Here is a 14,475-nt window from a genome sequence, read left to right as displayed (position 1 = left end):
TAGTTAAAATAGCTCAAGGCTGTGTTGCTCTCACTCCCAATAGCCAGCTATTGCTCAATCGAGCGCCTTACCTTGAGTTATTTTTCCTGCGCACAACAAGATCACAAACTTAATGGAACTGGTATTAAAGTGGAACGGGTATAAACTACTCTTTGGCTAGTTTATCTTGCGTACGCTCTAAAAAGTCGCTGGCATCGTGTCGTTCATGTAACTGGCTTGATAATTCTCCCCAGGTCTTATTTACCATAACACCACGTTTTACCGCAGGTCGTTGATTTATTTCTTCTGCCCAACGCATAAGATGTTTATAAGACGATAAATCTAGAAATTCTGCAGCATCATATAAACGATTTAAAGCAAGTGCACCATACCAAGGCCAAATAGCAATGTCGGCAATGGTATATTCATCACCACATAAATAATGATTTTTTTCCAGGTGCTTGTCGAGTACGTCGAGTTGACGTTTTACTTCCATTGAAAATCTATCAATACAATATTCTATTTTATCAGGGGCGTAGGCATAAAAATGGCCAAAGCCACCCCCGAGATAAGGCGCGCTCCCCATTTGCCAAAATAGCCAAGACATACACTCAGCACGTTTACTGTCACTGGGTAAAAAGGTATTAAATTTTTCAGCTAAGTGAAATAAAATAGAACCGGATTCAAATAAGCGAATTGGTTGCTCATTACTTTGATCTAACAAGGCCGGTATTTTTGAGTTTGGATTGATTTCAACAAAGTCACTACCGAATTGATCTCCTTTGCTAATGTCAATCAGGAAGGCATCGTATTGTGCTTCCTTAATACCTAAGGCTAGTAACTCCTCAAACATAACGGTGACTTTAACGCCATTGGGCGTTGCGAGGGAATATAACTGAAAAGGGTGCTTACCTTTTTCTAAGACTTTATCGTGTGTTGACCCAGAAATAGGGCGATTAATGCTTGCCCAATTACCACCATTGCTGGTGTTCCATTGCCATACTTTTGGCGGGATATATGAATTTTCTTCACTCATGCCTGCTCCAATATTTATAAAATGATGCGGTTTGTAAGTTATGCTTAAGTTAATAACATACTAGTCTTATGATCAAAATTTTATACTGATTTTGATCAGCGAAATAATAAGACGAGTTTCATTAGTTATCTGCTCTACTTTATATGCAGGGGAAAACAGCGAAATACAAGGGGGTTATTTGAATAACTCGTTGTTCGGGGGTAATATGCACCTGCATTTATGCAGCGATAATGATTAAATAAATAACGCAGTAGTGAATTGTTTTAACTGGGTGAAATAATGATAAAATTAGTGAGATTGGTATACTCAAGCGCACTAGGTTTTTTAGGCTGAAAATTTAATTCAAAGTGTTGTAATTGATTTGAAATTTTTATTGCATCGTTATACTAGGCTGTTAGAGTTTTCAAGACCGTAGTTACATATCGAATAAACAACGGTAAAATATATCTATAAAGCACAATATTCGTTATATAAAAAACACTAAAAGGCCTATATTAACTGGCAATTTAATATTCAATATTTCTTAATTGGTAAACTTAGCGTGCAGATAAAAACCATCAAAAATATTCTCTTGTTAAGCCTCAGTTATATTTTTTTAGTTGGCTGTACAAACATTGTTGAACATAAAGTATCTGTATTTAAAGGTGAAAACCTCATTACACCTTACTCTGGCTTTTTGGCTGGTTGGTATCTTTCGATTGAAAATAAAGAAAATTATCAATCTAGAATATGGCAGCATCCCGTTTATGGCTTTAAAGATGCTTATGTGATCAGTGTCACTTTGCCAGAAGATAAAAAAATAGCTTACTTTCGTCAAGTGATAGACCAACCTGGTTATGACGCCTGTGCAGAATTTACCACACTAACACTACAGTCTTCTCCTGATGAGCCATATCCAAGCGAGATATGGCAGACAAATTGTAAGAAAAAAAATGGCAGCGAAGCCAAAATATTGCATCTGATGCTACTTGGGAAAGACAGCTTTTATCATGTCCAAAAGATTTGGCAAGACCGTTTTATTAGCAATGCTATTGAGCAATGGCAAAGTCGCTTTAAACAAATTTACCTCTGTGACAGCAGGGCAACTGTTGTTGTTTGCCCTGATGTTTACTCGTTATAAGTTATTTTAGTATTTTAGATCATACGTTTAATCAACTTTTCGACGTTTACCACTTTCAGCACGTTTTTTGTTTTCGGTTTGGACATAAACGGTATCTGTGGTTGCCATGCTAGCATGACCTAGATCCTCTGAAAGATCTTTTAGGGCGCGGCCACGTTCAATTTCCATACTTGCGCCGGTGTGCCTTAACCAGTGAGTAGAAGCTTCTTTAAGCTTCAAGGCTCTATTTTCACCTTCAACTTGCTTCATGTTTTGATAAGCCAAGTCAAAAACTTCTTGCACAATACGTCTTAAATGACGGGAGCTCATACCACCTTGACCCCGTATCTTTTCAACTAAAACAGTATTTTCACCATTAGCAGGGAGTTGAGAAAAGCCACGAGACAATCTGTAGCGGGTTAGAAAACTCATAAAGTCGGGCGGTACTGTAGTATCACGAAGCTTACGGCCTTTACCAAAGACTTTAAACCACCAGTTTTCATCTTCGTCTTGCCAAAAGTGACCCATAATAGGTGACCAAAATTCACGTTCACTAAGCTCTGAAACCCTTAGAAAGAGGGTTTTTAACGCGGCAATAACGAATAAGTTTCGCTCATAAGACTGATTTTCGTCAGCCATATCAATGGCAGTATCAAGTAAATATTGCCATTGACTATTAGTTAAGCGTTTAACTTCTTTAACTTGTACGTCATTAATGAAATGTTTGCAGTCTTTTTTAGCTATTTGTGCAGGGTTGCCGTAGCAAAGTTCTTCAGCCATTAAATAGTTATAGAAAACGATAATAGCGGTAAATGTAGAGGTTAATGTTTGCTGAGATGGACGATATTTTTTCTTATCAATATCTTTAATCATCTGACTTTTTGCGGCTTGAATTTTAAATGGTTGCCAATGCTCATTAATGACAAAATAGCCGTTAGCTAATTTAAAGCGTTCTTGGTTACTGGTACCAATCCAGTTTACGGGCGGTTTCCAACAAAAGTCGGCATATTGTAAGATATCAGTTTTTCGTAATCTGTCTATGGGGACTTTGTTTATAAAGAAGCTCCACAGCAGAAACTTTTCAATCTCATTGCGAAAGCGATCATAAGTATGGGCAGATTTATTTCGACCGGTGTAGGCTAAAAAATCTTTTCCCCAATGCCAGTGTTCTAACCACCATACTTGAGGTCCAGATTCTGACTCAGGTTCAGCAGTAGATTCAGAGTTCACTTCAACGTCAGGTGTTAATAAAGTCTTAACAGTTGGATAATCTTCAAAGGTAAATTCACATAACTCAGGGTAAGTTGGAAATAATGGCTCGGGACAAGTTTTCAATACAGACATTAGCTAGCTCAAAATAATCAATAAAACACTATGGGAAGCCACTATAAATCAACTACTCTACTATGTCCAATATTATAGAGTATCGGACATAGTAGGGCATGTGGAGGTGTAGCCGCTTGCCCTGCAATCACCTGTTAATTAAAGCTACCGTTAGATTACTCTAATATTACTTGTACACGTAAACTTATACTTTTAATACCTGACATTATGACATCGTGTTTTGAAAGCTGATATCATAATTTGAAATATAGTGTTTTAAATCTAACACTCACACAGCTTTTGATTGATATCTTATTCCCGTTTATGATTACCTCGCTATTTTAATCGTGCGCTACGTGCATGAAATTAGTTTTGGTGTAACTTACCTGGTTGTTTTGCACGTAGCTGCACGCTACTTTTTTGTAGCAGACTAAACTGAACTCACTTTTCAGTTTTTCTATGGTGTGGCTTCATCTAGGTACTGTCTGCTTAGGCTGAAACTTGATTACCCAATAACCCAGTTTCACTAAAAGTACTTTTTATTGATTTAGTCTCAAGCCTACTTTACGAATACTAAGTGTCTGCATTGCTATTATCTAACGCTGTAAAATCTGATTAACTGCCTTCATCAGTTAACTTGTTATGTCATTTATCATCAAATTGTTATAACTACTACGGGTGTTATTTACCTAAACACGGTTGCCAACTTCTATTATGCGTTTAAGTATTAGATTACCAATGGTCATGGCTGCTGACATTTTCTAGTTCAGTTCAAAGCCTTCGTTTTCACAACCAAAGAAAACATAAGATCCAATAGTTCAAAGCCTTTGCTAACGCATAAATCACTTTTTTGTTTGTGTCTTTTAATGATATTTTTAAACACAACTTAGATATTTATTGCCATTATCTTCAAATAACTCGAAGAATGGCGCTTATTAGAGTACTTTATTTGTTATTGATAATACGCTTTTAACTTGCCTCCAGCTAAGCAATGACGACAAGTATATAAGATCAGCATAACTGAGCGCTGCATGGACAGGAGTAATAACAATGACCGTGCTTTTAAATTTGGCATTAAGCGCCCTGCCTAAGCCTTTATTATGACATCAGTATTTTGATGCTTGTCAAAGCTAGCTTTACACAACAGGATAATGTTTCTTCTTATGAATGTTAAAACCCAGAATCGCTTTCACAAAGAATATCATCTCTGTCTCCATCCATTTTAGTATTTGGGCATTGGCGAGTGAAAATTTCAGCTTCTGCACGTGATATTATTTCGCAACAGTGTTGCCGACCATCACAGTTAAACTGTGTACTGGGATCGTTTGGTAAGACAATAACAGGTGTTGTTATTAAATGTTGCGCTGGTATGGGTGAAATGTTTAATCTTTGATAGGTAAATGCTGCTACAACGATGAGAACCAATACTATGATTTTTTCACTTTTAGGTGCTAAAACATTTATATGTATATGGTGAGTAGGTTTATTTATCGATATTGCTAACACACCTTCTATGCGGCAATTAATGGCTCTGGTTTTACCTCTGGCCTGTTTTTCTGTTTCAAAGTAGATGAAGTCACCTTGTTTAGGCTTTCTGCTCATAGCCTTTAACATTGAGATATAGATAAAGGTATCTTGGCTGAGGTCATTCGACTGAATAAAGCTAAATTCTTTATACATTAGGGTTTCATCTGAGTAAAAATCTCGATGCTATTTAACCTGTAACTTATGACACGCTGTTTCTAATAGCACAGTTACAAAGACTTAGGTGATTTTTGTTCAGCCTTTAATATTACAGAGCATGCTTTGAAACGTAAATTTCGCCTGGAAATATTACTGTGATTGTTACATTTTAACTGTTTATTCAGTACTTTCTTTATTTGCATCAAAAGATAAGCGCTCTATTGATTAATTTTTGAGAGCTATTATTTCATTACTTAAAGTACTGTTTTAGAGCTTACAACGACATTTGAGATGACCGTACAGCCTTACTTTGTTATGGGTTATTGAGACATTGAACAACCAGTATTATTGTTATCCTACATACCATCACGTAAGTACCTCCTTTTAGACAGGTTAATAATGTTGACATTATTCGTCATATTACAAAAAACCAGCTATTTTTAAACCTAAGCCGAAAGATATGGATGAAAGAATGGCGTTTGTTGATATACCTGCACTTACTAAAAAAATCAATCCTTTTTAAACGGTCCGATTTGGTCTGGTTCAGCAAACCTAAAACGCGGAAACTACAGATTTACCAAGTGCAGGGTTTTTGCGTGTGGGGTTAAGCTCATTACTTTCGGCTTAGGTTTAAAATTACAGGGATTATCTTCATTACGCCCTTTATGCTTTAAAAGCCCGCGTTGTCTGTTGATTATATTTGTTTTTCAAGGGTTAGGCTCTCACTTTTCACGTAGCTTCACACTGGCATAAATATAAAAGCATTATTCCTCGTGATACAAATAAACAGGTACTGACTTAAGAATAGGCTTTTCTTCAATCACTACTTTAAAAGAGCTACGGGTGTTTTTATTTTCTTTAATTTTATAGCGAATCTCAATATCAACATCTTTCACATCTCCATCACACAATAGATAAATAGGTGATGAAATTTTTTGTGTCAAAATACTTTTTTCTGATTTACTGCCGTCTAGATGATTTATTATTACTGGCTCTTTTAATTTGAAGTTACCGTCCATCGAGCTGTAATGCTTGTCATAATACAACGCAAAGGTTTTTAGATGCTTATATTTTTCTAAAGTTTCCCGGTCATATTTCGCTTGCTCTGAGGTAAATTGAGATAATAAGGCTTTAACATCTTCGTAGGTCTTGCGGTAGTTTGGCCGTTGCCAAGTACCGCTATATGAAATACGGCTATATTGCTGTTTATGCACATTCAAACGTCGTTTAACTTGTTTAATATTAGCCCTAGGTCTGCCAATAGCGCGTAATAATTCCTTATTCATCGGTGTCCAATTACCGTCAACTTTTGTTCTAGAATCAACAGTTGAAGCTAGTAGCTCACCGATAAGATGCTTCGTTTCATTAATATCAATAATGGTTTCTTCACATTCTGTTGGCAATGCAATAACCGCGTGAAAAGTTGCCGTACTGCCTGGTAACGCAAAAGAGCTTGGTGCATCGTTATACTCTAATGCGAGAACTTTTTGTAAGGCCGTAACTATTTTGTATTGTTCTGAAAAGTCCTGCTCTTTTTCGTTGAACCGTTGTTCTTCTATAAATAATAATCGACCATTAAATTTGCAGTAATTTACAAAGGTTTTTTGCGCTAAATCTAAAGTCGCAAAATAGCTTTTAAGGGTTTGGCCTATTTCGTCATAACGTTGTTCAAAGCTGATTTTTTGTTTGGTCATGGTAACTGGAGATTGGCTAAAAAGGATGTAAGATGATTTTACCAAACAATACTGTACAAATAAACAGTACCAAGGTAAAAGTTAAGTTTAGCTAAGACAATAAGTTAATCTGACTTCTGCAGAAGTCAGAAATTGTTCGAACAAGTATTTAAAATCATATTGCCATAGTCAAAAATAAAAATAATTTTTTGAGGGTAAAGGCATACTACCGCCACCACTGACCATCAACTAAATGTGCTTGAATCCAACCGTCAGGTACAAAACTATGTAAAGCAGAGCCTAAACCAACACCGATGATGACCCATTTCCATACACGAAAAAATATTTCGACCATTTCTTGTTTGGCAAAATTATCTCTTTCTTTTAGGGATAAGACTTTTGCTCGTTTGGCTTTTTCTGTAGAAGCGTTTTTGCCTTGCGCTAACGCTTTTGCAGCAAAAGATTGTAACCAACGCTCCGCTTTAATGGTATCAAGAAAAACGCTCCCTAAGATACCGACCGACATACCCATAACAACGTAAAGCACAGTAAACTTTCAGCCTAGTAAACTGAGTAATAATAATATGGCTACTTCATTAATCAGCGGTAATGTAATGAGAAATGACATTGTTATTCCCACAGGTATACCTGCAGAAGTAAAACCTAAAAATACCGGAATGCTTGAACAAGAGCAAAATGGTGTTATTGCGCCAAGGTACTGCGTATTTTTTGTGCTAAGTCATAGTGTCGCTAACCAATAATGCCAGGAGTAGCCATTTTTGAATTAGATTACAACGGATCGATAGCCAGATATAGTCCTTCACTGGCGCGTTTTCGCGATAACACAATTGAGGCCGATAAGTGTGAAAAGGTATGCACTGCGGCAGGGCCAGTAAAGTCATCCGCCGGTACATACACCGCTTGAATTGAGGTAATCGCTCCACTGCCAGTATTGACAATACGCTCTTCGAGTTGTGACAACTCGGTACCCATGGTTGGCTGGTAACCGAGCTGTGCCGGCATGTGCTCGATCAAACCAGACACTTCTATACCCGCCTGAATAAAGCGAAATATATTTCAATTAATAACAAAAAATCGCGATGTTCATCATTACAAAAATACTCCGCCATAGTTAACGCCACATGACCAACCCGAAAACGAGCTCCTGGTGGCTCATTCATTTGGCTAGACACCATCACCATATTATATAATACCAAGTTAATTAATTACCTGCTCATTTTTAATGGTTAAAATAGCTCAAGGCTGTGTTGCTCTCACTCCCAATAGCCAGCTATTGCTCAATCGAGCGCCTTACCTTGAATTATTTTTCCTGCGCACAACAAGATCACAAACTTAATGGAACTGGTATAACACGCCAGCAGTTTTCATCTCACGGTAGAGTTCTTCACCTTCTCGACAACGTTCACCAATGCCAAACAAAATGCTGCCCCCGAATTTTAGCCAACCATGTTGTGGATCATTTCTGTCAGCAATACCGTGTTGCCAACACCCGCACCGCCAAACAAGCCTGCTTTACCACCACGCTCAAGTGGCATTAGGACATCAATTACCTTTATAAGTTGAATCATATTGAACTCCTTATAACAAATTTTCATACAAATAACGACATACTCAACAGCTGTCTGTTAATACTAAGTACTTGGTAAAATTATTATAGGATAGTATTTTTGATAGTTCTTTGCGTTAGCTCAATAAAAGCTACGCTAAGTTAATCTGTCGGTTAGCTGACTTTTTTACGCGTTTATTGTTTTATACTCGTTAAACTATGTAAGTTTTTGAAATGCTCTGCAGAGACCATAAAACGGGTAATAACATTGGTAATAAAATCATTGTCTTCATTGCTAATAGCTGGCTATTGCTCAAGCGAGTACGCCGTTATTGAATATTTACCCTCATTGCTTATGTTGCAATACAGTTGAAACATTAATAAATTTATCGGCGTTTAATAAAAGATAAAAGGCTTTTTATTGGCTTTCATTCGAATCCAATTGAGGGAAAACCTAACCGACTTACGTGCAAGAATAGTTTGTTCAAGCTTGTTTTTACCTGGAAACGGTATCAAGCTCAGTCCCATTAACATTGTGAGTAAACCTTGACCCGGTAAAACTAACATCACCAACCCACAGATTAGTAAGAACAGCCCAACAATGACTTTCACTAGGTTGATCATCAAGCGTAGACTGCGATTCATAGGTATTACGCGCGAATTTAGACGCGTATCATCAGCAGCATTATTTTTTTCACGTTGTTTTTTATGAGCCAGGTTTTCAGAAACTAAGTGGTTACGGACAAAGTATCGTGAGTCCATTTGTGTAATCATGTAACTTATCATGATGAAATAAACAATTGAAGCGGCTGTCGTTAACAACATAGTTAAGAGTATAAAATTGGCGTCAAAAGTTCCCATTAAATAACTTGCCATTTGGTTGTAATATTCTTTAAGCACTTTGGTTTTCCGTCATTAATTGAGCAGCTGATTTAACAGCGCATTATTTGAGTTGGGCGTTATGCAAATATTTGAAGAATTGGTTCAATGGCTCACCATCCATTGGGTAACCATCATAGTTATTTTCCATATTAGCTTATCTTTTATAACATCGATACATGTACTTCTGTTCAAAGAAAACGAACGCACATCACTGGCTTGGATTGGTCTTGTGATACTTTCGCCTGTTATCGGAAGCCTATTTTATTGGTTGTTTGGCATAAATCGTATTCAGCGTTTAGCACAAAAAAAACATCCTTTAACACTTAAACAAGACTTTTGTTCAACAGAAAAAACCATTAAATTTCACCAGTTACCCAAAAGTTGGCATTCAGCCATTATTGCGGCTCATACTATACACCCAATTAATTACCTTGCTAATAACACTGTTGAAGCGCTAATTAATGGCGATACAGCTTACCCAGCCATGATCCAGTCTATTGATGACGCTAAGCATTATATTGTTTTATCGAGCTATATATTTGCTGACGATTCACTGGGTCACCAATTTGTTAACGCTTTAGCTCGAGCGCATCAACGCGGTGTAACAGTAAACGTTCTACTGGACGGGATTGGTGTTGGCTATAGCTGGCAAAAAGTAGACCGAGCTTTACAAAAAATGGGAGTAAAAACAGCTCGTTTTTTACCCGCTACTTCTCTTACTAGCTTTCGCTTTATTAACCTAAGAAATCACCGAAAAACACTTTGTATAGATGGTGAAATAGCCTATATGGGGGGAATAAATATCAGCAAAAACAACATTATTAAAGCGGCAACACACCCCATTGATGATATTCATTTTAAAGTTACCGGTCCAGTGATTGACCAGATTAGTCAGGTCTTCATTGAGGATTGGTTTTTTTCCACCGGTGAACTAATTGAGTTTCCATACTGGCGGCCCAACACTGATGAGCATAAAAATGGCAATGCTGTTGTTGCTCGAGTCATACAAGATGGGCCCGATGAACACCATAACAGGGTCAGGTGGACATTAATTAATGCCTTAGCTTGCGCAAAAACAAGTGTAAAAATAATGACACCCTATTTTATCCCAGACCAAACATTAATGACCTCTCTGCACGCCGCCGCATTACGTGGCGTGTCAGTCGAAATTATTGTGCCCCAGCACAGCGACATTATTTTTATAGACTGGGTAATGGCAGCAAATTTTTCAAGAATAATAAAACACGGTATAAAGATATACCAAAACCAAAGGCCTTTTGACCACAGTAAAATTGTTATCATTGATGATATTTGGTCGTTTATAGGCTCCAGCAACTGGGATGCTAGAAGTCTAGAACTCAACTTTGAAATCAACCTAGAATGCTATAATGCAAATCTCAATGCAAAATTGACTGCATTTTTTGTCTTAAAAAAACAGAATGCTAAGTCAGTTAATGCAAGTAAAATTAATAGTTTGCCAATCTACAAGACAATTCGAAACAACTTATTTCGTTTGTTTTCGCCCTATCTGTAGCTAGAACCAAAGCCTAGCAATTATAAGCTTTATTAAAGAGGTTTTTTTCATGATTAAAGGTCGATATAGCAAAGTTGAATCGCTGAAAATTATGGGCCACGCTGCTAAACAGATGCTGGGACCAAACATAGAGATATTAATGTGGAATGTTTTTAAATGTAGAAAAAAAGGCTGGCAAGACGACTTTATAACACTAATGCGCGACAAAAATTTAATTCTCCTGCAAGAAGCTATTATCAATTCACCCTTTGACAGCCATTTTAAAGCATCATTGCAACATCAGTGGATTATGGCGCGTAGTTTTAAAAACATAAGAACCAACATAGAAACAGGTGTTAAGACCGGCTCAACTGTTGCGGCACAAACACATTATTGTTCCGCATCTGAGCACAGCGAACCGATATCTAAAACAAAAAAAATGTTGTTGGCAAGCGTATATCCATTACATACCTTTGGGCAGTCATTGCTTGTGGTCAATGCCCATATTATCAACTTTGTTACTTTCCAAAAGTTCAAAACACATTTAGATCAAGTGTTTCAAACGCTTGAACATCATGATGGGCCCATATTAATAGCCGGCGATTTTAATACCTGGAATAGTAAAAGGTTAAAATATTTTAATCAGCTCACCACGTTGTTTTCGTTAGAAGAAGTCAAAATGAACCGTCAGCCAAGGCTAAAGCATTTATTTCAGCACCTTGATCATATTTACTGTCGCGGATTAATGGTTGTCGATGCGCACGTACATACACATATTCACTCTTCTGATCACTACCCTATCAGCTTGTCATTACAGGCCGTAAAGCCAACAACAGTAAAATAACTTGGTTTTAACCTCGTTTATTACGAAACCTCTCTTGTATGAGCAATGTTATAAATCATGTTTAGCTACTCAAATATCGCGATTTAACATAGACATTAATATTTAATCCTATTTAGCAATAAATAGTGTGCTGGTAATCGCCACTAATTTCCCCCAATCCAGCCTTTATGCCAAAAATAAAGTACCATCGCGGTAGTAAGCAAAATAAAAACACCCCATATTGCTGGATAAGCCCAGCGCCAAGTCAATTCCGGCATATATTGGAAGTTCATCCCGTAAACACCCACGAGAAAGGTTAATGGAATAAATACTGAGGCCATAATAGTTAATACCTTCATTATTTCGTTCATACGATTTGACACTGCAGACATATATAAATCGGTCAGACTGCTCGCCATTTCACGATAGGACTCTATAACCTCAACAATTTGAATCGTGTGTTCATAGACATCACGTAAATAAGGCTTGGTTGCATTACTCATGCGACCATCCTCCTCACGATAGAGTTGATCGACAACTTCACGCATCGGCCAAACAATGCGTCGCAATAGGGCAAGTTGCTGTTTAATACCAGTTCCATGGGGTTATCCAGCGTAACCTGTTCAAGTTCTTCAAGCACATCACCATATTGTTCAAGCACTGGAAAGCAATGATCAACGATAGCATCAAGCAATGCATAGAGCAGATAATCTGTTCCATTTTTACGGATGCGCACGTTATCTTTTTGCAGCCAATCTCGGATAGGTTGCCAGACATCGCCCCGCTTTTCCTGAAAGGTGATCAAGACATTATCATAAAGAAAAAGGCTGACTTGCTCAGAATCTAGCGCCTTAATCGTTGCTGTGTTATTGATGTTGTTAGGTTCAGCTTGAATCAATTGCATCATACGCATCACCACAAACAGATGGTCGTCAAACAGCTCTACTCTAGGACGTTGAGGAATATGCATAACGTCTTCTGCTGCTAGCGTGTGAAACTCGAAATATTGCCTAAATTGATTGATAACATAAGGATGCGGTGGACTGATGTTGATCCATCTAACCGCTACCCAATCAAGCAGTGGTTGGGCGATAAATTCGTCAAGATCACTAACTTTACCGGTTTTTAATTGGTTAGCGCAATAGTCAATATAGCTAATAAAAATACTGTCTGGTACTTAGGGAACAGAAGCATCGGCAATATGTTCAATACTAAATATGTTCAATACTAGGTAAGGCTCCTGGTTTAACTCGGTACTGGCGATTTTTGCTCCTGACTCCAGACAGACCCAACGTAGAGCCAAATAAATTAATGCCTTTGTTAGGCTTACCGATAACAACCTTAGTAGTGCTATTTTTACTATTACGTGATTTTTTAGTCATATTCATTTCTTATGCCTATCGAAATAATCAATCCATATTATGAAAAATCTAGCACATATTTTGCCAAACACACCTAAGGCTTAACAGGCTTTAGACGCACCAACCTATAATCATACTAGTACGAATACTAATAATTTGTAGCGATCAATGACAATGAAGAAAATTTAATTTTCTAACCATTTCATGGTAATTTCGACAATATTTTAGGCCTTATCTACTATTTGATATAAGCTTTATGCCCCAAGAAAACTTTCTAGATAACTGTTTGAAAATCTCTAAGTATCAACAAATTTAGTCATAGTAGTTAAAATCTTTGCCGGTACTACTTTACCTACTAATACCAAGTTGATTAATTAAGTGATCAAATTGGCATAATAAACTAGTGTGTACTGCTTGTATCGTTACTCCTGTTTTCTATAGAACATAATTTGATAGAATTATAGTTACGTGTTACTGCAATAAAAAAATAACCATTTGTTTTTTTTGCTGAAAAATCATTAGCTTTACTGTCTTTAGCTATGCCTAACAACCAAATGAACTTAACCCTTAAACTCGGTTCAACAGGGATCAGCTCTGTAATAAAATGTTAAAATTATCCCTATAGGCTAACAAAACCTTATTAAGAAACACCTGATAAACAGGTCTAAACAGCCAAATTATTTTTGCATTTACCCTTGTCAATACTCGCTCAATATTGGGCTTAACTACCTACCAATTAAACCAATATTGATCTTAATCAATATTGGTCCTTATAAATTAGTGCTACCTGACAAACTACCTGCCAAGCTAAGTGTAATTAGATTAATAAGTGATCTTTAGCTGATGTTGACGGGACAAACTGTTGGTAAATTTTCATAGTACAGTAGTTTTTACATCGTGCGGTGGTCGCAGCACAGACATACTACTTGAGTTGTTATAAGACGTGGTATTTACAATGACGGTATTTACAGATGTTCTGGAAATAATTGAATGGATAATGGAATAAATAAGTGGTTCAGTTAAATCAACAAAAAATTAAGGAATAATAATGAAATATACCTTGCTCACTTTACTTACCATAATAACATTAACGTTACTGAGTTGTAGCAAAGGCGTTGATTCTCCAAGAGGATTTAGTTTACCTAAAGGCAATATTGACTCAGGAAAAAAAGTATTTTTAAAGTTTAAATGTTCAGCTTGCCACACACTTAACAGTGTTGAAGATATTGATATTGCAGAAAAAAACATTGAAAAAAATCCAACGATAGCCATTACTATTGGCGGCAATAAAACCGAAGTCGTTACTTATGCAGAATTAGTCACTTCTGTCATTAATCCTTCGCATAAATTTGCTAGCCCATATTTGTCCATGGCAAAAACTGTGGATGGTAAATCAAAAATGAAGATTTTTAATGATGTAATGACCGTCACTGAACTTATTGATTTAGTATCTTTTTTACAACCAAATTACCAATTAGTGCCTTATCAACACACCAAGTATCAATATTATCCAAAATAAGTATGACTGGAGTTTAC

At 36.8% G+C, this 14,475-nt stretch carries 13 protein-coding genes and 2 pseudogenes; 4 read left to right on the top strand and 11 right to left on the bottom strand.

Translation table 11 applies throughout. The features are described from left to right. Positions 1-145: 145 nt before the first annotated feature. Positions 146-1,015: a glutathione-dependent disulfide-bond oxidoreductase gene (gene yghU, locus ESZ39_RS09775; RefSeq protein ID WP_146879725.1), complete on the bottom strand. Its 870-nt coding sequence runs from the start codon at positions 1,013-1,015 to the stop codon at positions 146-148. 541 nt (positions 1,016-1,556) lie between these two features. Here yghU and ESZ39_RS09770 point away from each other — a divergent pair. After that, a complete protein-coding gene (locus ESZ39_RS09770; RefSeq protein WP_146879724.1) occupies positions 1,557-2,135 on the top strand; it encodes a hypothetical protein in 579 nt (192 codons plus the stop codon). A gap of 27 nt (positions 2,136-2,162) precedes the next feature. On the opposite strand, the gene ESZ39_RS09765 is transcribed toward ESZ39_RS09770, so the two are convergent. The 7 genes and pseudogenes from ESZ39_RS09765 to ESZ39_RS09735 all read right to left on the bottom strand — a co-directional run bounded on the left by ESZ39_RS09765 (position 2,163) and on the right by ESZ39_RS09735 (position 9,260). Then, positions 2,163-3,458 carry a tyrosine-type recombinase/integrase gene (locus tag ESZ39_RS09765; RefSeq protein ID WP_146879723.1) on the bottom strand — a complete coding sequence of 432 codons (1,296 nt, stop codon included), beginning with the start codon at positions 3,456-3,458 and terminating at the stop codon, positions 2,163-2,165. A 1,149-nt stretch (positions 3,459-4,607) separates the two neighbouring features. Continuing rightward, positions 4,608-5,117 (bottom strand): cold shock domain-containing protein, encoded by a 510-nt coding sequence (locus ESZ39_RS09760; protein WP_146879722.1) that lies wholly within the window; start codon positions 5,115-5,117, stop codon positions 4,608-4,610. A gap of 767 nt (positions 5,118-5,884) precedes the next feature. Then, the gene (locus ESZ39_RS09755) at positions 5,885-6,814 is read right to left on the bottom strand and encodes a hypothetical protein (protein WP_146879721.1); all 930 of its coding nucleotides are present in this window, start codon (positions 6,812-6,814) and stop codon (positions 5,885-5,887) included. A gap of 211 nt (positions 6,815-7,025) precedes the next feature. Beyond that, positions 7,026-7,505, bottom strand: a pseudogene (locus ESZ39_RS09750) (permease); the annotation flags it as partial. Between the two features lie 41 nt (positions 7,506-7,546). After that, positions 7,547-8,007: pseudogene (locus tag ESZ39_RS09745) on the bottom strand (F0F1 ATP synthase subunit beta); the annotation flags it as partial. A gap of 243 nt (positions 8,008-8,250) precedes the next feature. Beyond that, positions 8,251-8,382 carry a hypothetical protein gene (locus ESZ39_RS18365; RefSeq protein ID WP_411266873.1) on the bottom strand — a complete coding sequence of 44 codons (132 nt, stop codon included), beginning with the start codon at positions 8,380-8,382 and terminating at the stop codon, positions 8,251-8,253. Between the two features lie 374 nt (positions 8,383-8,756). Beyond that, positions 8,757-9,260: a hypothetical protein gene (locus ESZ39_RS09735; RefSeq protein WP_146879720.1), complete on the bottom strand. Its 504-nt coding sequence runs from the start codon at positions 9,258-9,260 to the stop codon at positions 8,757-8,759. 61 nt (positions 9,261-9,321) lie between these two features. Here ESZ39_RS09735 and cls point away from each other — a divergent pair, with 61 nt between their 5' ends. After that, positions 9,322-10,776 (top strand): cardiolipin synthase, encoded by a 1,455-nt coding sequence (gene cls / locus ESZ39_RS09730; RefSeq protein ID WP_146879719.1) that lies wholly within the window; start codon positions 9,322-9,324, stop codon positions 10,774-10,776. Positions 10,777-10,825: 49 nt separating this feature from the next. Continuing rightward, positions 10,826-11,599 (top strand): endonuclease/exonuclease/phosphatase family protein, encoded by a 774-nt coding sequence (locus tag ESZ39_RS09725; protein WP_146879718.1) that lies wholly within the window; start codon positions 10,826-10,828, stop codon positions 11,597-11,599. Positions 11,600-11,742: 143 nt separating this feature from the next. On the opposite strand, the gene ESZ39_RS18235 is transcribed toward ESZ39_RS09725, so the two are convergent. The 3 genes from ESZ39_RS18235 to ESZ39_RS18010 form a co-directional block, all read right to left on the bottom strand. Then, the gene (locus ESZ39_RS18235) at positions 11,743-12,126 is read right to left on the bottom strand and encodes a CorA family divalent cation transporter (RefSeq protein WP_262984489.1); all 384 of its coding nucleotides are present in this window, start codon (positions 12,124-12,126) and stop codon (positions 11,743-11,745) included. After that, complete coding sequence (locus ESZ39_RS18230; RefSeq protein WP_262984488.1) at positions 12,078-12,602, bottom strand: CorA family divalent cation transporter; 525 nt, start codon at positions 12,600-12,602, stop codon at positions 12,078-12,080. The genes ESZ39_RS18235 and ESZ39_RS18230 overlap by 49 nt, the downstream gene beginning before the upstream one ends. A gap of 187 nt (positions 12,603-12,789) precedes the next feature. Then, entirely contained in the window at positions 12,790-12,960 is a 171-nt protein-coding gene (locus ESZ39_RS18010; protein WP_223270328.1) for a hypothetical protein, read from the bottom strand. A 1,027-nt stretch (positions 12,961-13,987) separates the two neighbouring features. Between ESZ39_RS18010 and ESZ39_RS09715 the strand changes: the two genes are divergently transcribed. Continuing rightward, a complete protein-coding gene (locus ESZ39_RS09715; RefSeq protein ID WP_146879717.1) occupies positions 13,988-14,458 on the top strand; it encodes a cytochrome C in 471 nt (156 codons plus the stop codon). Positions 14,459-14,475: the final 17 nt, after the last annotated feature.

The organism is Colwellia sp. C1TZA3 (assembly GCF_007954265.1).
Lineage (GTDB): Bacteria > Pseudomonadota > Gammaproteobacteria > Enterobacterales > Alteromonadaceae > Cognaticolwellia.
Note: the sequence above shows the minus strand (reverse complement) of the source record. Positions and strands in the feature narration are given on the sequence as shown.